We start from the raw sequence: 17,374 nt of genomic DNA, 5'->3' as shown, positions 1-17,374 counted from the left end.
GCTCAAGAAATTCTCCAAGAACACCACGGTGATGGTGCCCCGGTTTCCGATCTCAGGACTGCACGAGCAGCTGCGCGACATCGGCTTCGCGCACATCATCGAGCTGGAGCACGGGCGCCCGGTCGAGTTGGCCGACGGGCTGACGTTCACGAGCTACCAAATCAGCTTCCAAGACGACAGTGTCGCGGTCGTCGAAGCCGACGGCGTGGTGCTGGTCGACCTCAACGACGCAAAACCGCTTCCGTCGTCCTGGCGCAGCTTCCGCGCAAAGTATCCGAAGGTCGACTTCATGCTGAGAAGCCACTCGCCGGCGTGGTCGTATCCGACGCGCTACACCTTCGAAGACCCGGCCGATCGCCTACCCGTCGATGCTCGGACGTATATGGAGGCCTTCGTTGCGGCTGCGCAACAGCTGCGCCCGCGCTACGCGGTCCCGTTTGCCAGCGGAATCTGTCACCTGCATCGCGAGGTTCGCGACGAGAATCGGTTCCTGGTCTCGGCTCCGGAAATGAAGGCGTACTTCGAAGCGAATTCGGCGCGCGCGCCGCAGACCTCGCTGATCGTGATGCCGGTCGGAAGTTCGTGGTCGTCGGAATCGGGTTTCAGCCTCACCGGCGCCGTCGTTAGCGATATGGTCGCCTACGCCGAGAAGCGAGCGCAAGAAGTGCAAGAACGCCTTGAAAAAGCGTACGGATCCGAAGATCAGAAGCACATTGCGTTCGACGACTTTTCGAACTATTTCACCAAGTTTCTTAAAGCGACGCGGCTTCTACGACCGTTGATGAATGCTCGTTGGGTCTTCCCGATCGAGAAGCCCAGCCCCGAGTATTGGTGCGTCGACTTTCGCACCGGCAAGATCGAGCGGCTGGAGCGGATGCCCGAAGCCTACGACAGCGCGGTAACCGTGCACCCCGCCGTACTCTCCGGCTCGCTGCGCAATACCGTCTTTACCAATGTGGATATCTCGAAGCGATGGCGCGTGCACGTCAAACGCGGCAGCGCGATGCGCCACTTCATCGTAACCAATCTGCTGCTGCTGTACGAAGCGGAGTATCTTTCGGCAAAGCGGATCTTCTCGCGGCGATTTATCACCGGCTACCTGCGGCGCTTCCCCGAGGTCGTCGATTACGTGCAGATGGCGTTCAAAACGGCAACCAAAGGAAAAGACTCGCTCGTCCAGGCTGTAACGAGTATCGCTGAGGGATAGAGCATGTGCTTGGCGCGTCTAAACAAGCGAGCGAATTTGCGCGCGAAAAAGCCGACTAGCATAAATTTCAAGGCAGGGGATGCTCTCGGGAACCGCTAACCGTCGGGGCGGGAGCCCCATACTAATGTAGTCCGTCCTGAATGCGGGAGGCTGATACGCCATACTCCCTTGTCAGGGTCAAACGGTCTACCTGCCACGGAGTCCCCAATCAGGCTTGCCGAGAGAGCCTGGTGACCCCCATACACACTTTCATGAAAGAAATGGAGCAAATTTCTAAATGAAGATCTCGAGTCTAGCCAACTACGCCGTCGGCGTAACCGTGGCTGCCGCTCTGCTCGCGGGATGCAGCACGGGCGGAAACTCAGGCCTCAACCCCACGATGAGCCCCCAGGGCCGGGGCCCGGGCGGGACGCTGTCCTATAACGGCCGTCTCATTGCGTCGGCGGTACTGCCGCAGTCGCGTCCGATCCAGATCCCCGTACAGCCCGATAAGCACAAGAAGAAAAGCGCAGACGAGTACATCTCGAATTTCTACGCCAGCTCGATTCTTGAGTTCAACTACCCGAAGAGCAACTCGTCCGTCGGCACCGTCGGCGGCTCGACCGATCCTCAGGGCATGTGCACGATGAACGGCAAAGGAACCTGGTGGGTCGTTTCCTCCGGTTCCGACCAGGTATTAGAGTACAAGGCCGGCGGCACGTCCCCGATCACAACGCTCAGCGTAACGGCCGGCGAGCCGGCTGGCTGTTCGGTTAACAGCAAGGGCGACGTCGCCGTTTCGATCCTCGGAGCGGGCGATGTCGTTGTGTTTGCCGGTGGCAAGGGCTCAGGCACCACGATTGGCAACGGTCTGGCGAGCAGCTACTTCCTCGGCTACGACAAGGCCGGCGATCTCTTCGTTGACGGCAAAAACGCCGGCAGCACCTTCGCATTTGCGGAGATGAAGGCCGGCGGCAAGACGTTCTCGCCGATCACCGTGTCGAACAGCATCCTGTTCCCGGGTCAAGTGCAGTACGACGGAACGTACATCACGATCAACGACCAGGAAGCTCACGATATCTATCAATACACGGTCAAAGGCAGCAAGGCGACCGTCAAAGGTACGGTTGCTCTGAACGGTACCTCTGACTGCGTCCAGACGTGGATTGCTGGAAAACTCGTCTATTGCCCGGATGCCGGAAACGAGAACGCCACGGTGTTCAAATACCCGGCCGGCGGCAACGCCGTCGCGACCCTCTCGGGAAGCTTCGACGGCCCGATCGGCTCGGTTTCGGTCAAGAAGTAACGCACACCGCGACGGTGTAAATCGGTACGGACCGATTGAAATGGGCTCGCTTCGGCGGGCCCATTTCTTTTAAAGGGAATCGATTTGCAGAGAGCACAAATTCGATCGCGATGAAAGATTATCGCGGCGCGCTCGGCTTGCTCTCCTGCGCGGCCGTTTGCGCGTGCTCGAGCGGTTATCGGCCCGCGACGCTGCCCTATGCTTCGGCTGCTCTCAAACTGACGGGCAGTTCGGCGGCCGGTGCCGGCAAGATCGAGCACGTCGTGTACATCGTCCAAGAAAACCGCAGCTTTAACGACATGTTCATGGGTTACCCCGGCGCCCATACGGTATCGCGCGGCAAGAACTCCCTGGGCAAGACGATCAAGCTGCAGCCCGTGAGCCTCAAAGTCGTGTACGACGTCGACCATACCGCCGCCGCGATGTTCGCTGCGTGCGACGGCACGGGTAAGCTGCCGGGGACCCACTGCCGTATGGATCACTTCAACCTAGAGACTCAAGAGAGCGGCCCTCCAAACGGCCAATACGTCTACGTTCCTCACTCCGAATCGAAGCCGTACTTCGATATGGCGCACGAATGGGTTTTGGCCGATCGGATGTTTGCCTCGCAGCTCGATGAAAGCTTCGTCGCGCATCAGTACATTATCGCCGCCCAGGCGCAGTCGAGCGTAAACGTTCCCAGCGGAGCCTGGGGGTGTGCAGCCGCGCCGGGCGACAGAGTCGAGATCATCACGCGGCAGAGAACGATACAAGGTACCCAACGCCCCTGCTACGACTATCAAACGCTCGGAGACGAGCTGGACGCGGCGGGTCTCTCCTGGCGTTTTTATACCGGCAAATACTCTCAGCCGCTGGCCGGGTTCTGGTCGTCATATCAGGCGGTAAAGCACATCTTCCGCGGGCCCGATTGGCCTAAGGACATCATCGTTCCCCAGAAAAAATTCCTCACCGACGTAGCGGCGGGTAAGCTGGCAAACTTTACCTGGATCACGCCGACGTGCGAGAACTCGGATCACATGTCGTGCGGCGGCGGATTTGGGCCCTCGTGGGTAACCTCGCTGGTCAATGCGGTCGGGAAGAGTAAATTCTGGAACTCAACGGTGATCTTCGTGCAGTGGGACGACTGGGGCGGGACGTTCGATCCGGTGCCGCCCCCCCACCGAGGCTACGATGGGGTCGGGTTCCGCGTGCCGTTGATCGTGATTTCTGCATATGCGAAGAAGAACTACGTTTCGCACGTGCAGTACGAAACGGGCAGCGTGCTGCGTTACGCCGAAGATCTTTTCGGATTGCCTCAACTCTCCGCGGCCGACCGGCGCGCAACCTCGCCGGCGGCCGACACTCTTAATTTTTCGCAGAGACCCCGCAAGTTCGTGCCGATCGATGCGCCGCACGGGCCGCAGTTTTTCTTGCAGCAGCCCGCCGACGACCGCATGCCCGATACCCAGTAAACGAGCGCAGGAGCTCGCCGCTAATGAAGAGGGCGGGTGCCCGCGGCGCCCGCCCTCTTTTCTTGCCTCGACGGCCGGTCGCTAGAGCGCCTTGGCCCCGTTCGGAGTTCCCCAGCCGTCCGGGCCGGAGTAGGTCCCGAATTGTTTGGTCCCCGCGGTGCAGAGGTACGAGCCGCCGCAGGAGCCGTCACTGCCGGTCGTTACCGGGTTGATCTCTTTCTTCAGTTTCTTCTTGGCGAGCTTCCAGAGGTTCTCGCCACCGGTCTGCTTCGTCGAGTTGCCCGCCAGCCCGACGATGCCGGCGACGAGCGGCGACGAGACGCTCGTGCCATTGATTGCGATCCAGCCGCCGTACTGGTAGCTGTCGTACTCGCCGGCCGCAACCGCGACCGCGGAGACGTCGTTACCCGTGCGAAGAGTGCAGCTCGGATCCTTTTGCCACGAGGGCTTGGCTTCTCCGGTGTTGGAGCAGCCGCCGCCGGTGCCGGGCCAAACGACTTCACTGAAGCCCCGTTTGCCCTTGGCGTTGCTGAGAACGGTGCCGCCGACCGCGATCACGCTTTGGAACGTGGCCGGGTCGACGAGGCCTAAACCGGTGTCGCCGGCGCTGGCCAGATACGTGATTCCCTTGGTGTCGTAGTCGGACTCGCTGCCGCCGGTGCCGTCGTAGCTGTTGGTGACGATCGTCGCGCCCAACTTCACGGCCTCTTTTTCGGACGCCTCGAGGTCGCTCCAAGCGTTGGAGTTTCCTTCGACGAGGATGACTTTGCAGTTGGGGCAACTCGCCGAAACCATGTCGACGTCGAGATCGATCTCGAGGCCCCATCCTTTGTTGCCTGTCGGATAGTTGCTCTGCTGCCCGCTCTGGTTGTACTTCAGCAGCGTGCTCTTCGGAAGGCCCATGCCGGAACGGTAGGTGTTGAAGTCGGTGACGACGTTCGGATTGTCGTAGGCGTCGACGATGCCGACGACTTGACCCTTACCGCCCGAGGATGACGGCAGATTATAGGCCTTTTCGAGCTCCGAGGCGCTCCAGCCGGGGTACGCGTTGTGGCGGATCTTGCCGACGCTTTGGTCGTAAGGGACCAACGCGTCGCATTGCGCTTGGCCGATGTGGCTTCCGCCGCAGGCCGGGTATGCGGAGTGCGCCCACTCCGGAACGTGTGCCGCGCCGAGGCCCGCAAGTCCGGACACCGACGGCACGTTTGAGGAGCCGCCGGCACTACAGGCCGCGACTCCGAGTGCCACTGCGAGCGGCACAATAAGTTTAAGGGGTCCCTTCACAAAAGCTCCTTTGATGGTATGGTCTGGGAATTTGCTGTGTTACCATCTGGGCGGCATTCCTACCTGCCACTTCGGGCCGAAGGCCGCCGGCTGCATGCAAGCGCCTTTTTGTGACCGTAAATGCGCGGACGGGAGAACGCGCGAGCGCATCGGAACGTTCTCTTTGTAGGGCCCCAAAAACGGCTCGGCGTTTTCATCATGTTCTTTTCGAATCGCGAGGGCATCGCTCGCGGAAGTAGAGGTCTTTTGTAGATGAACCCAACGCGGATCGCTGCGATCCTGGCTTTGTCGTCGCTCTCGTTAAGCGGCTGCGGTACGGGATTGCATTCCTCACTGCCGTCCCTTGCGAGTGCGGGTACCTTCGGCGCGGCCGCGACGACCGGCAGCGGGAAGATCGAGCACGTCGTCTACATCGTGCAAGAGAATCGCAGCTTCGACAATCTGTTCCAGGGTTATCCGGGAGCCGATACCGTTTCGAGCGGCATGACGACGACGGGGCAGAAGATCGTCCTGCAGCCGGTAAGCCTGAAGGTGTCCTACGAGATCGATCATTCGGCGCGTGCGATGTTCAGCGCGTGCCACGGCACCGGGAAGCTGCCGGGGACGCACTGCCGCATGAACGGTTTCAATAAAGAATTTCAGGAAGGTGGACCGCATAACGGACAGTACGTGTACGTTCCGCATAGTGAGAGCAAACCGTACTTCGACATGGCCCACGAGTTCGTTCTGGCCGACCGAATGTTCGCCTCGCAGCTCGATGAGAGTTTCGTCGCGCATCAGTACATCATCGCCGCCCAGGCGCACTCCAGCGTCGACGTTCCTTCCAACCAGTGGGGCTGCGAAGGCGCCTATACCGATTCTGTCTCGGTGATCAATCATCAGCGCCAGTATGACGGCGATCAGCGCCCCTGCTTCGACTACAAGACCCTAGGCGACGAGCTTGACGACGCCGGCCTGAGCTGGCGCTTCTATACGAGTGCGTACAGCGAGCCGTTGGGTGGTTTCTGGTCCGGATATCAGGCCGTCAAACATATCTTTAACGGACCGGACTGGAAGAAAGACGTGATCACGCCGCAGAAGCGGTTTCTGACCGACATCAAGGCGGGGCACTTGGCGAGCTTTACCTGGATTACGCCGCTGTGCGAAGACTCGGACCATCTCTCGTGCGGCGGCGGGATGGGTCCCTCGTGGGTGACGTCGCTGGTCAACGCCGTGGGCAAGAGCAAGTTTTGGGACTCGACGGTCGTTTTCGTGCAGTGGGATGATTGGGGAGGGCTCTACGAGCACGTGCCGCCGCCGTTTCGAGGCTACGACAGTTTAGGCTTCCGCGTGCCGCTGATCGTGATCTCTCCGTACGCTAAGAAGAACTACATTTCGCACAAGCAGTACGAAACGGCGAGCGTGCTTCGTTTTGCCGAGGATCTTTTCAACTTGCCCCAGCTGTCCGCTGCCGATGCGCGCGCCCTCTCGCCTGCGGGAGATTGTCTCAATTTTGCGCAGAAACCACGGAGCTTCGTTCCCATCAAGGCTCCGCAGGACGCCGAATTTTTCCTGAGACAGCCGGCCGACCCGCGAATTCCCGACGAACAGTAACGCCGCTATTCGTCGTCGACGGGTAAGCCGGATGGCGGTTGTTTGAGGAAGTACGCTCGGCTGCGCCTTGACGGAATCGCGATAAAGGGCCGCGGCGTCTGATGGAAGTCGAAGATCCCGGCGATGCTCGCCGAGCTCTGGTCGGTCGTTCCGAGCCGCCCTAAACTCCACGTGTCTTCGATGAACCTCACGACGCTGCCGAACTCGTAGGTGGTGTGCGAGATCTTATTTCGCGCGACGTAGGGTGAGACGACGAGCAGCGGAACGCGGAAGCCGCGCCCGCCTTGGCGGTCGACCGTCGGCGGCTCGACCTCGTCGTAGAGGCCTCCCCAGTCGTCCCAGAGGATGACGACGGCGGTCGACTTCCAGTACTTGCTGCGGCCGATAGCGTTGACGACGCTTGCGACCCACGAAGGCCCAGTATCGGACGGATATCCGGAGTGGTCGGAGTTGATCCCGTCGGGGATCACCCACGACATCGACGGCAGCGCGCCGCGATCGATGTCGCCCAAGATGTTTTTCTCCGGCTGCGATATGTGCGCGTTCCACTCTTTGGAGTTGCCGTAAACCGACGAGATTGCGAGAAACGCGTTCCAGTGCGATCCAGTCTCGCCTCGCCAGGCCGGCGTGTAATATTTCCACGAGACGCCCTTCGCGTCGAGCAGATCCGCGAGCGTCGCGTAGTTCTTTCCACCATCGGGGAAACTCGAGGTGCACGGGAACGGCCCTTTGTTTTTCTCGTACTTGAGCGCGGTCGTGATGAGGGAGGTTTTGCTGGTCTTTTCGGCCGGGCAGCCCCAAGGGGAAAGCGTGGGATCGTCGATGAGGCTCTCCGTAGCGCTGATCTGCGTGTCGCCGCGAATCAGATCTTGGTGCGCGGTAAAGCTGCCGCTGCCTTGCGTTTGGAAAAAGCGGTCTGCGATCGCGTAGTCCTTCGCAATGTCCCAGTACGGAGCGATATCGCTCGGGTCGACGTACTGATAGGGTGCGCTGCCTTCCGGCTTACCGGTCGACTGATAAATGATGTGATTGAAGCCGTCCATATTACCGTCGCGATACGCCGTCTTATAGGCGGGATAGGTATGGCGCAGCGTGTTCGGAGATTCGAGATGCACCTTGGCGAGTGCGATTTGGCGCGTCGCACCATCGAGGAACTCTCTTCCGATCGTCGTGCCGGCCGTTCCGGGGAAGGTTGCGAAGAGATCGTTGAAGGTCCGATTCTCTTGAACCACCACGACGATGTGCTCGATCGGCGTTGCGGCTGCGCGATATTCGGCCGCGGGCAGCGCCGCAAAACCGGCGGGCGGCGCAGCGCCGCGCGAGCAGGAGGCAAGCGCCGCGCCGGCCGCAATTGCGACGGCCCGGCGCGTGAGGCTCACGGCGCCGCGGCGGCGCTCGCTCGCTGTGCGATCGAACCGACGTCGTAGCCGAACGACTCGGCGACCGGACTCGTAACCGCCGTGATGTCGGCGAGCTCCCCGGCGCTGAAGACCGGCTTGTAGTAGTCGGGGAAAGAGAGCTTCTTGCCGTACGCTTCGCGCGTCGCGGCAAAGCCTTCCGGGGCGAGCCCCGTGTGCGCGAGGATACGGTCGATCGTCGCCAGCGAGTCCGAGCAAAGGTCTTCGTAGCGCACGACGCAGACGCGCCCCTTGAGCTGCGGGTCGTCGGCGATCTGCCTCGCGATGAATCCGTAGACGTACGCCCAGTAACGAGCGCGCGACTGGACGACCTGCCCCGCGTCGAAGAGCCGGCGGATCTCGTGCAGCACCTCGGGGCTGCCGACGTTGGCCATAACCTGATGCGGGCCGAACTCGTGATGGCCGGTCAGCTCGATGATCTCGATCTGACGCGGGTCGTCACGCTCGAGCTCGGCCCAGATTCGATCCTGCTTGATCATCGACGCAATGTGATCGATCGGGTTGCGCACGTAAAGCAGGAAGCGCGCGTCGGGAAAGAGACGGCGCAAGTACTGCATGCGCACGACGCACATGATCGCTTTGCTGACATAGCGCGTGCGGCCGCGAACGAGCTCGAGCTTGCGCAGATGATCGACGTAGAAGCGTTCGAAGCCGGGGTTCGAAGTCGAGCCGTCGAGGACGCTGTATTTGCTTTCGTCGTGGATGAATGGGAAGAAGTGCTCCCAGAGAATCTCCTCGCCCATCTCGGCGCTGTCGCGCGTCACTTGGATGCGGTCGCGGTGAATGCGGGGCACCGGTTTGCGCATCGCGTCGACGGGTATTCGCGGGAAGACCTGATTCCAGACGTACGGCATGTACGGCATCAGGAAGTCCGCGTACTTGTGCGTGACGACGTCGGGATGTTCGCTGAGCATCTGCAGCGTGATCGTCGTCCCCGCTCGGGGAAGCCCGCAGATGTAGACGGGCCGGTCTATCGACTGGGTGGCGATGCGCCGTTCCAGCATCTTGGATTCGAGGTTCCCTAACGCCACGAAGAGGGGCGCTGCAGCGTGAACGCCGCGGACGCTCCAATAAAACGGAGCGGGAACGGAAAACTTTTGCGGCTTAGCCGTTTCTGATGTAGCCATTGTCGGGGCTAGACCTTCTCGAAGAGCGCGCCGATTACTGTCAGGCCCGGCCCAAAAGCCATGCTGAGGATCTTCGTGCCGACGGGGATCTCGCCGGAGTCGACGATCAGCTGCCAGATGTGGGGGGCCGTGGCCGAGGCCATGTTTCCGTTCTCGTAGAGAACCTTGCGGCTCAGTGCAATCTGCGACTCCTCGATGCCGAGGCGGCTGCGAATCTGATTGAGGATCGCGGGGCCGCCGGGGTGGATCGCAAAGGTCATCGCATGTTTTTCGCGCTCGAAATCGAGGCCGACTTGCTCGCAGATCGAGGTAACGAAATCGGCGATCGAATCGCGGATCATGAAGGGCACGCGCTTGGAGAGCGACATATCGAACTGCAGCGGCCCGGGACGCAGCGTCATCTCCGGCAGAGAATCGGGCAGAATGTATTCGTCGATCGCCAGTACCTTGAGCCCGTTGCCTTCGGTGCGTTCGAACTCCGTCTGCGGATAGGCCGCATACTTGATGAAGCCGTCGGCGAAAAGCGTCGACGTTACGAAATTATCGGGCTCGTCGCCCAACAGATCGAAGTGCAGCGACAAGAACTCGGTGTGGACGAGATCGACGCGCCGCTTGCGCTTCGGCAGCGAGTCGAACGACGAGCCGACGAGCCCCACCGCCGTTCGCACGGCTGGAAACGCGCCGTAGCATCCCATGTGATACGAATGCGTGACGCCGGTGTTAAGCCACTTGCGACGCGAGAGAAATGTCTGCACCGGACTCGGCGAGATGTACCCGGAGCAGCTAACGTGCACGATGTCGTCGGGAGGCTGCGCGTTCGGATCGGCGTAGACGCGTTCGAAAATGTCGCACGCGATCTCTTCGAAAAGGCTCATGCGTTCGTCGAGCGCCTCTCCCGTTGCGGCTCGCAGATCGCCGTAGCTGCGAATCGTCTCGTATTCGCTCTCGGGATTCGGAACGACGAAGCGTGACGTCAGCACGCTGACCTGGCGCCGGGCGATGTGCTGGCTCGAGGCGCCGTAACGCCCCATGCGCTCGGTAATCAAACGCGCGAGCTCCTCGCGCTCTTCGCGAGATTTCAAGCCTTTGCGCGCGCTCTGCGCGATCGTCATGAAGTGTGCCTGAATGCGTTTAAGTTCGTCTTGCCCGCGCGGCTCGGTCATTAAAATTCGCTGGAAATCCGCGAGCACGACCGGCACCGCGACGGGGCGCGCATTAGGCGCGGCAATCGCGGCCGGGGCCGTGCGTGGGCCGGAATCGGAGATTTTTTCAAGCGTACTCATATAAACCCAGGACTGTTGTTCGCCGTCGGGCTCATTCTTCCATGCGGGCGGAGTTTGCCGTTGTGATTCACGTGACATGAGTAATCTCAGTTACCTTTTGTGTGGTTGCGTCTTATCATTTATTCATCATCGACGGGCCGGTTCGAGGGGCGCTGGTGCAGGAAATACGCTCTCGCGTATTTGGACCCGATGGGAACGAACGCGCGAGGTTGTTGCGTAAAGTCAAAAAAATCGTCGAGGAAGCTGGTAGCGTTCTTGTCCGAAGTACCCAGCGAGGGTAGGTCCCAGTTCCCTTCCACGAACTTGATGATGCTGCCGAAATCGTACTCGTCGTGCGATACGTAACCCATCTTCGCGTACGGCGAAACGACGATCGCCGGTACCCTGAAGCCCAAACCGCCGTAGCTTCGCTCGCCCGGCGGAGCCACGTGATCGTACCAACCGCCCCAATCGTCCCACACGATGACGATCGCCGTGGTCTTCCAGGCCGGACTCTCGCCGATGGCGTTGACGACTTGCGCGACCCACGAGGGACCCGTATCTGAATTGTCGCCCGGGTGATCGGAGTTCTGATAGTCGGGTATTACCCAGGAAACGGCCGGGAGCGTGTTGCGGCGAATATCGGTGAAGACTTTCGTCTCAGGGCTCGCTTGATTCGTCTGCCATTCAGGCCCGTACCGGACGGCCTTGATCGCGTCGAACGCGTTCCAAAGGTTTCCGCCGAAGCTTTCCCCGACCGCCGGCGCGTAATAGCGCCAGGAAAGGCTCTTCGCATCGAGCGTGTCCCGCAGCGTCCGATACGTCAGGCACGGAAAGGGCCCGGCGTTCTGGTACTGTTTCCATAGGCCGCTCTGCGTGATCAGCGAGGTTGTGGTGCCGGGATTCGCGTCGCAGCCCCATGGCTGGCCCGCTCCGCCGCTAGGAAAATCGATAAGGTTGTATGTCGAGTTGATCGCCGTGTCGCCGCGAATCAAATCCTGATGCGCCGTAAAACTGCCGCTGCCTTGCGTTTGAAACAGGTGATCGGCGAGCACGTACTGTTTGGCCAAGTCCCAGTACGGCCGGATCTGCGCCGGCAGGACGTACTGATAGACGTACGTTCCCGACGTTCGTCCGATTGGCACGATATCGAAATCGTTCATCTTCCCGTGGTTCCAGTCGCGCAGCCAGAACGAATAGCCGTTGTTCGGCGAGATCGGACTCTCGAGATTGGACGGCCGAAGGCGCAGCGTACCGCCGTTATGAGTTTTACCCACGGTTGTCCCGTCGGCGCCGGGGAAGGTGGCGAAGAGATTGTCGAAGGTGCGGTTCTCTTGAATCACGATGACGATGTGCTTGAAATGCTTACCCTGCTTTGCCGGAGGCGGCGGCAGGAAAGGGGCCGCGGGCGAGCGCGCCGATCCGCCGCCGCAGCCCGCCAATGCGGCCGAAACGGCACCCGCGCAAACGAGGGCCGCCAACGAGACAACCCGTACGCACCGATTTCGATCGCCCATACCCTAAGAGCATATGGTTCGGGTTCGCACGGCATCCCTTCCCGGACGAGCGCTCGCCGCGGCAGCCGATGATCGTTCGCGCGACAGCGAAGGCCGTCATCGAGGCTGGGCGACTCTTGCGCGAGGGCGGCGTCGTCGCCTTTCCAACCGAGACCGTTTATGGGTTGGGGGCCGACGCATTCCAGCCGCACGCGGTCGCCGCGATCTTTGAAATCAAGCAGCGACCGTCGTTCGACCCGCTGATCGTTCACGTGACCGATACGGCGATGCTGGAACGAGTGGCCGCAACAGTTCCCGCAATGGCGGTTTCACTTATCGAGCGCTTCTGGCCGGGTCCGTTGACGCTGGTGCTGCCCAAGCGAGCCGAACTACCGGAATTGGTTTGCGCGGGGTTGTCGACAGTCGCCGTCCGCATGCCCGCGCACCCGATCGCTCGCGCTCTGATCGAAGCGGCGGGATCCCCGCTGGCCGCTCCCAGTGCCAATCCCTTTGGGCGCGTCAGCCCCACGCGAGCCGAGCACGTCGAACGGATGCTCGGCCATCGCGTGGCGTTGATACTCGACGGAGGTGCAGCCGAGCGCGGAATAGAGTCGACGATCGTCACGCTCGACCCGCGCCCGGCGCTGTTGCGTTCGGGTGCGATTACCGTTGAAGAGATCGAGTCGCTGATCGGTCCCCTGGAGCGTGCAATCGACGGCATGGAGCTTCGTGCTCCGGGGCAGCTGGCGACGCACTACGCACCGGCGACGCGGTTGCGTGTCGTGGAGCCCCGCGACGTTCCGCTGGTCGAACGCCGCCGAGCGGCCGTTATTGCGCTCAGAGACTCCTTCGAGGGCTATGCTGCCTCGCGCGTGCTTTCCGCGAGCGGCGACCTTCGCGAGGCTGCAGCCGGCCTCTTCAAAACTCTTCACGAACTCGATGCGATGGGGCTCGAACGCATCGATGCGCAGCCGGTTGCTGAGAACGGGCTGGGAATGGCGATCATGGATCGCCTTCGCCGAGCTGCCCGCTGAAACGCCTCGGCGCTGCAAAGCGTTTTCCAGGTGGGTAAAGAAGAAAGGGTCATGATGCTCAAACGCGATCTCCTTCGTTATGCTGCGCTTTGTACGGCAGCGGTCATCTGTTTTGGCGCAGCGCCGGCCGGCGAGGTCTTGCCGTATCAGGTTGCCGGTGACGTCGCGGAGAGCTATCGTCTATTGACGACGACCTATTACGATCCCGTCGAGCCGCACGTGCTGCTCGCTGCAGCCGGCGGTGCGCTCGTCGACACGGCTCGTAAACACGGGGTCGCGATTTCGCCGCCGGCCCTGCACGCGAGCTACGATCGCGACGCGACGGTTGCGCAGCTCGACGCCGCGATCGCGAACGCCGCGCATGCAGCGCACGTGCCTCCCAGCGAGTTCGCCTACGCGGCGATCATTGCGATGGCGAAGGCCGTGAACGATCGTTACACGCAGTTCTTTACGCCTACGGAGTTCAAGGCGTTCAACGAGGCCTTGGATCCGGCGCGCATTGGCGGTATCGGCGTGATGATCGAGCCCGACGCCGTCACCGGCTTCGTTCGCCTCACCTACGTTCTCCCCGGCACGCCCGCCGAACGCGCTGGCCTGCAGGTCGGAGACCTCGTGATGTCGGTCAATGGTACGGCGACAAAGGGCCTCGCAGTGGACGCGGTCAGCGCGCTGTTGCGCGGCCAGGCCGGCACCGTCGTATCGGTGACCCTCTCCCGCGCGAATGCAACCTCGGTCGTCTCGATTACGCGCGACAACGTCCAGCCGCCGACCGTAATCTATAAGATGCTGGCCGATAACATCGGCTACGTCTGGGTGATGGCCTTCGGACGAGCGACGCCCACGGAGTTCGACCAGGCGCTAACGCGCCTCAACCAGCAGGGCGCAAAGGCGCTCGTTCTCGACCTGCGCAACGATGGCGGCGGCTACGTTGACTCGGCGTTGGATATCAGCTCGAGGTTCATCGCCAACAAGGCGCTGTTGACGGTCGAAGAGCGCGGGCGTCACGATACGACGATTCACGCCGACCCTAATCCCTCGATTACGCTGCCGGTCAGCGTGCTCGTCAATCAGTACACCGCCTCGGCTTCGGAGATCACCGCGGGTGCGCTGCAGGACGACGGAATCGCGATGCTGGTTGGCGCCAAGACGTTCGGTAAGGGCGTCATGCAGACGCTGACGCCGCTGCCGGACGGAGCGGCGATCAAGATCACTACCGCGCACTATCTCACGCCGAACCGCCGCGACATCAACCTGCGCGGCATCAATCCCGATATTCGAATCGACGAGAATCAGAACGCACGGTTCGGCGAGATCGATCGCGACTCGCAGCTCCGCGCAGCGATCTCTCAACTGCAGAAGCAGATCGCGACGAAGAGTTAGCTTTCGCTAGACGACCCGCTCGCCGTTGAGCGAGAGACGCCGGCCGGCCGAGTGCCGGCGAACCAATCGGACGACCGTTCCGTTGCTCGAGAACGCGACGTCGTCCATTAGACGCCGCATGAGGAAAATCCCGAACCCGCGGCCGCGGTGATCGGGCTTGATGCTCCCGTGATGGCCCGGCATAGGAAAGCCGTTGCCGCTATCGCGGACCTCGATCGAGAGCTCCGAACCGTCGAAGCGGCACTCGACCGTAAAGCCGAGCGTGTTCGCGCCGCAGCTTCCGTGCTCGACGGCGTTGCTCAGCGCCTCGCCCGCAGCAAGACGGATGTCCGCAATCTCGCTTTCCGAGAAGCCGCAGGCACTAGCAAAGCCTGCCACTCCCCGTCGCGCTAAGGCGACGTTGCGGATGTCATTTGTATAGTCGGCTCGATAATGTGTATTCAAAAAGATGGCGGTCCCGTAGAATACGCATTTCCCGGCTCTCAGCCTTGCCTAAACCTTTGCAAGGCACGAACCCCGTGTTTGAGACAGGTCGGAAGTCGGCGCAGGGCCGTCGAAAGCACAGCGCGGCGGACGCCGGGGCGATTAGCTCAGCTGGGAGAGCGCCTCCCTTACAAGGAGGATGTCGGCGGTTCGAGCCCGTCATCGCCCACCATATTTCGCCGCACGCGGCCCGCAAATCGACGGCGGCATCGTATTTGCAAACTGTGGTGGCCGCCAGGCGAACATTTGTTCGCTCGGCGGGGCTGCGTCGTTTGGTTGGGCGAGGAAGGAAAGCAAGGGCAAGGCAGAAATGGAGAGCCCCTATCCTCTCACGGGGAAAGGGAGTATGGGTTCATCCGGTCTTAGGAGCGGCAGCATTTATGCTTGCCGGCGATCACTGTTCGGTTTGAATCCATGCGGCTTATCGCGCCTTTCACCGACACGCAGAAAAAGGAGCCGCTCACATGCGTCCGATCATTCTCGCTTATGTCCTCCTACTAGGGGGAGTCGCCACATCGATCGCCGTTCATACAACCGCTGCAATAGCCTCGTCACTTCAGCTCTTCACGACGGAACCGCAAGCACAGCATCATTGCCCACACGACACAGTCGTCTGGCTCAACACGGCTTCGGGGATCTATCACCTAAAGGGAGAGCGCTGGTACGGCAACACGAAGCACGGTGCTTACGTCTGCGAGAAGGAAGCCGATGCTGCGGGCGACCGCGAAACCGAAAACGGACAATAGCTTAAGAGACTCGACGAGCGCCTGTTCGGCTATGCTTGCGTCGACCCTCGCTCCGCCGGCTGGGTACAAGCGAAAGCATGCTGATGACTATCGCTGCGGTGGCGCAGGCCGCCGTTAGCGCGCCCGCCGACCGATACTTTGGCAAGCTCAACATGAGCGCGCTGCGAATTCGCTATGAGACAATGCAGCTCAAGAAGCGTTATGAAACGCACCAACTACTGCCCGAGCAGGCCGAGCATCTGCTCCTGCTGACGGACGACGCGTTCGTGCAGTGGGCACGGGCGTATCCAAAGGACTCCTGGCTGCCGTCGACCGGGTACGCGATGGCGGCGCTCTTCGCCGAACTGCCGGGGGCGACTGCCCGCGAACGTGCGGTCGCCCTCTACGTCTACGTGAAAACGAACTTTCCGAGTTCTTCCTATGCGAAGGCCAGCCGCGCGGCGCTCCATCGCGGCGTACCGGCTAAGCGCGATCCGGCCTGGGCGGTTGCGATGCGAGCGGCTTCGTCCGCTGCCTCCCCGTCCCCGTCTCCGCCCGTCTCGCCCGTTGCCTCGCCGGTCCCAGGGAGTACGCAGCCGCCCCGGTAAAGGCACCCGAATGGAGACGTTGCCGGCCTACGCCGACATCGGCGTCGAGCGCGAAGGTGAGATCGCGATCGTCACGATGCGCCGCCCCGAGAAGCGCAATGCGCTCTCGCTGCAGATGATGCGCGAGCTCGACGCCGCACTCGCGGCGCTCGCCGGCGAGCAGGGCGTCCGCGCCGTGATTCTGCGCGGGGAGGGGCCGGCATTCTGCGCCGGCCACGATCTTCGCGAGCTGCGCGACCGCGACGCGGATGCATATGCGACGATTTTCGATGCCTGCGTCGCTTTGATGGCGCGTATCGTGGAAACCCCGCAGCCGATCATCGCGCAAGTCGCGCGCGTCGCAACCGCGGCGGGCTGCCAGCTCGTCGCCGCCTGCGATCTCGCGGTTGCTTCGACGGAGGCGTCGTTTGCGACGCCGGGCGTTCGCATCGGGCTCTTCTGCAGCACGCCGATGGTTGCGCTGACGCGCGCAATCGGTCGCAAACGCGCGATGCAGATGCTGCTGACCGGCGATCCCATCGACGCAAAGACGGCCCTGGATTGGGGCTTGGTCAACCGCGTCGTGCCGCCGGAACAGCTTGCGGCGGCAGCGCTCGAGCTCGCTGCGAAGATCGCGTCGGCGAGTCGCACCGTCGTGGGCATCGGCAAGGCTGCGTTCTACGCGCAGATCGATCTCGACCAAGCGTCGGCGTACCGCTATACAAACGACGTGATGACCCGCAATGCGCTCGAAGCCGATGCACGTGAGGGCATCTCCGCATTTCTCGAAAAGCGCAGACCGAACTGGTGACCGCCGTCTTGGAGGGGATAATCCCCTACCGTTGAAGCCGAACCGTCCGCGTCACTCGACTCGTGGGCCGCGAGCGATGCGATGAAATCACAAGCGTCGCCCACACCCGGTATGCGTGACCCGACAAAAAGGGACTCGCGCATACGCGACGGCAGGAGGGCTCGCCCATGGCGAGCCCTTCTGTAATCACTGGGCCGCCAGGCAGAAAAACGGCCTCGGCGGAGCGAACCA

At 61.7% G+C, this 17,374-nt stretch carries 15 protein-coding genes and 1 tRNA gene; 10 read left to right on the top strand and 6 right to left on the bottom strand.

Going from position 1 to position 17,374, the window contains the following annotated elements; genetic code table 11:
- The 3 genes from VGG51_11515 to VGG51_11505 all read left to right on the top strand — a co-directional run.
- On the top strand, positions 1-1,207 hold a 1,207-nt coding region (locus tag VGG51_11515), incomplete at its 5' end, for a hypothetical protein (GenBank protein HEY1883657.1).
- A 277-nt stretch (positions 1,208-1,484) separates the two neighbouring features.
- A complete protein-coding gene (locus VGG51_11510; protein HEY1883656.1) occupies positions 1,485-2,492 on the top strand; it encodes a hypothetical protein in 1,008 nt (335 codons plus the stop codon).
- A 110-nt stretch (positions 2,493-2,602) separates the two neighbouring features.
- A complete protein-coding gene (locus VGG51_11505; GenBank protein HEY1883655.1) occupies positions 2,603-3,943 on the top strand; it encodes an alkaline phosphatase family protein in 1,341 nt (446 codons plus the stop codon).
- An 81-nt stretch (positions 3,944-4,024) separates the two neighbouring features.
- On the opposite strand, the gene VGG51_11500 is transcribed toward VGG51_11505, so the two are convergent.
- Positions 4,025-5,227 carry a S8 family serine peptidase gene (locus VGG51_11500; GenBank protein ID HEY1883654.1) on the bottom strand — a complete coding sequence of 401 codons (1,203 nt, stop codon included), beginning with the start codon at positions 5,225-5,227 and terminating at the stop codon, positions 4,025-4,027.
- 252 nt (positions 5,228-5,479) lie between these two features.
- Between VGG51_11500 and VGG51_11495 the strand changes: the two genes are divergently transcribed.
- Positions 5,480-6,820 (top strand): alkaline phosphatase family protein, encoded by a 1,341-nt coding sequence (locus tag VGG51_11495; GenBank protein HEY1883653.1) that lies wholly within the window; start codon positions 5,480-5,482, stop codon positions 6,818-6,820.
- A 5-nt stretch (positions 6,821-6,825) separates the two neighbouring features.
- Here the strand turns inward: VGG51_11495 and VGG51_11490 are convergent, their stop codons facing one another.
- The 4 genes from VGG51_11490 to VGG51_11475 all read right to left on the bottom strand — a co-directional run bounded on the left by VGG51_11490 (position 6,826) and on the right by VGG51_11475 (position 12,108).
- The gene (locus tag VGG51_11490; GenBank protein ID HEY1883652.1) at positions 6,826-8,199 is read right to left on the bottom strand and encodes an alkaline phosphatase family protein; all 1,374 of its coding nucleotides are present in this window, start codon (positions 8,197-8,199) and stop codon (positions 6,826-6,828) included.
- Positions 8,196-9,365, bottom strand: coding sequence for a sulfotransferase (locus VGG51_11485; protein ID HEY1883651.1), 1,170 nt, complete (start codon positions 9,363-9,365; stop codon positions 8,196-8,198). The genes VGG51_11490 and VGG51_11485 overlap by 4 nt, the downstream gene beginning before the upstream one ends.
- Positions 9,366-9,373: 8 nt before the next feature.
- Positions 9,374-10,648, bottom strand: a complete 1,275-nt coding sequence (locus VGG51_11480; GenBank protein HEY1883650.1) for a 3-oxoacyl-[acyl-carrier-protein] synthase III C-terminal domain-containing protein — start codon at positions 10,646-10,648, stop codon at positions 9,374-9,376.
- 119 nt (positions 10,649-10,767) lie between these two features.
- Entirely contained in the window at positions 10,768-12,108 is a 1,341-nt protein-coding gene (locus tag VGG51_11475) for an alkaline phosphatase family protein (GenBank protein ID HEY1883649.1), read from the bottom strand.
- A gap of 104 nt (positions 12,109-12,212) precedes the next feature.
- Here VGG51_11475 and VGG51_11470 point away from each other — a divergent pair, with 104 nt between their 5' ends.
- On the top strand, positions 12,213-13,157 hold the full coding sequence (locus VGG51_11470; protein ID HEY1883648.1) for an L-threonylcarbamoyladenylate synthase: 945 nt from the start codon (positions 12,213-12,215) through the stop codon (positions 13,155-13,157).
- Positions 13,158-13,208: 51 nt separating this feature from the next.
- Positions 13,209-14,537: a S41 family peptidase gene (locus tag VGG51_11465; protein ID HEY1883647.1), complete on the top strand. Its 1,329-nt coding sequence runs from the start codon at positions 13,209-13,211 to the stop codon at positions 14,535-14,537.
- 6 nt (positions 14,538-14,543) lie between these two features.
- Here VGG51_11465 and VGG51_11460 read toward each other — a convergent pair whose 3' ends face one another.
- The gene (locus tag VGG51_11460) at positions 14,544-14,981 is read right to left on the bottom strand and encodes an ATP-binding protein (protein ID HEY1883646.1); all 438 of its coding nucleotides are present in this window, start codon (positions 14,979-14,981) and stop codon (positions 14,544-14,546) included.
- A 135-nt stretch (positions 14,982-15,116) separates the two neighbouring features.
- Between VGG51_11460 and VGG51_11455 the strand changes: the two genes are divergently transcribed.
- From VGG51_11455 to VGG51_11440, 4 genes are all read left to right on the top strand, one after another.
- Positions 15,117-15,192, top strand: a tRNA-Val gene (locus tag VGG51_11455).
- A gap of 292 nt (positions 15,193-15,484) precedes the next feature.
- Positions 15,485-15,766 carry a hypothetical protein gene (locus VGG51_11450; GenBank protein ID HEY1883645.1) on the top strand — a complete coding sequence of 94 codons (282 nt, stop codon included), beginning with the start codon at positions 15,485-15,487 and terminating at the stop codon, positions 15,764-15,766.
- Positions 15,767-15,843: 77 nt separating this feature from the next.
- On the top strand, positions 15,844-16,353 hold the full coding sequence (locus tag VGG51_11445) for a hypothetical protein (GenBank protein ID HEY1883644.1): 510 nt from the start codon (positions 15,844-15,846) through the stop codon (positions 16,351-16,353).
- Between the two features lie 10 nt (positions 16,354-16,363).
- Entirely contained in the window at positions 16,364-17,143 is a 780-nt protein-coding gene (locus VGG51_11440) for an enoyl-CoA hydratase (protein HEY1883643.1), read from the top strand.
- Positions 17,144-17,374: the final 231 nt, after the last annotated feature.

The sequence above is a fragment of the Candidatus Cybelea sp. genome, from assembly GCA_036489315.1.
In the GTDB taxonomy this organism is placed as follows: Bacteria; Vulcanimicrobiota; Vulcanimicrobiia; order Vulcanimicrobiales; family Vulcanimicrobiaceae; genus Cybelea.
Note: the sequence above shows the minus strand (reverse complement) of the source record. Positions and strands in the feature narration are given on the sequence as shown.

Coding starts and splice junctions, on each gene's coding strand:
- VGG51_11510 (HEY1883656.1), top strand. CDS start 1,485: ATGAAGATCTCGAGTCTAGCCAACTACGCCGTCGGCGTAACCGTGGCT.
- VGG51_11505 (HEY1883655.1), top strand. CDS start 2,603: ATGAAAGATTATCGCGGCGCGCTCGGCTTGCTCTCCTGCGCGGCCGTT.
- VGG51_11495 (HEY1883653.1), top strand. CDS start 5,480: ATGAACCCAACGCGGATCGCTGCGATCCTGGCTTTGTCGTCGCTCTCG.
- VGG51_11485 (HEY1883651.1), bottom strand. CDS start 9,365: ATGGCTACATCAGAAACGGCTAAGCCGCAAAAGTTTTCCGTTCCCGCT.
- VGG51_11480 (HEY1883650.1), bottom strand. CDS start 10,648: ATGAGTACGCTTGAAAAAATCTCCGATTCCGGCCCACGCACGGCCCCG.
- VGG51_11470 (HEY1883648.1), top strand. CDS start 12,213: ATGATCGTTCGCGCGACAGCGAAGGCCGTCATCGAGGCTGGGCGACTC.
- VGG51_11465 (HEY1883647.1), top strand. CDS start 13,209: ATGATGCTCAAACGCGATCTCCTTCGTTATGCTGCGCTTTGTACGGCA.
- VGG51_11450 (HEY1883645.1), top strand. CDS start 15,485: ATGCGTCCGATCATTCTCGCTTATGTCCTCCTACTAGGGGGAGTCGCC.
- VGG51_11445 (HEY1883644.1), top strand. CDS start 15,844: ATGCTGATGACTATCGCTGCGGTGGCGCAGGCCGCCGTTAGCGCGCCC.
- VGG51_11440 (HEY1883643.1), top strand. CDS start 16,364: ATGGAGACGTTGCCGGCCTACGCCGACATCGGCGTCGAGCGCGAAGGT.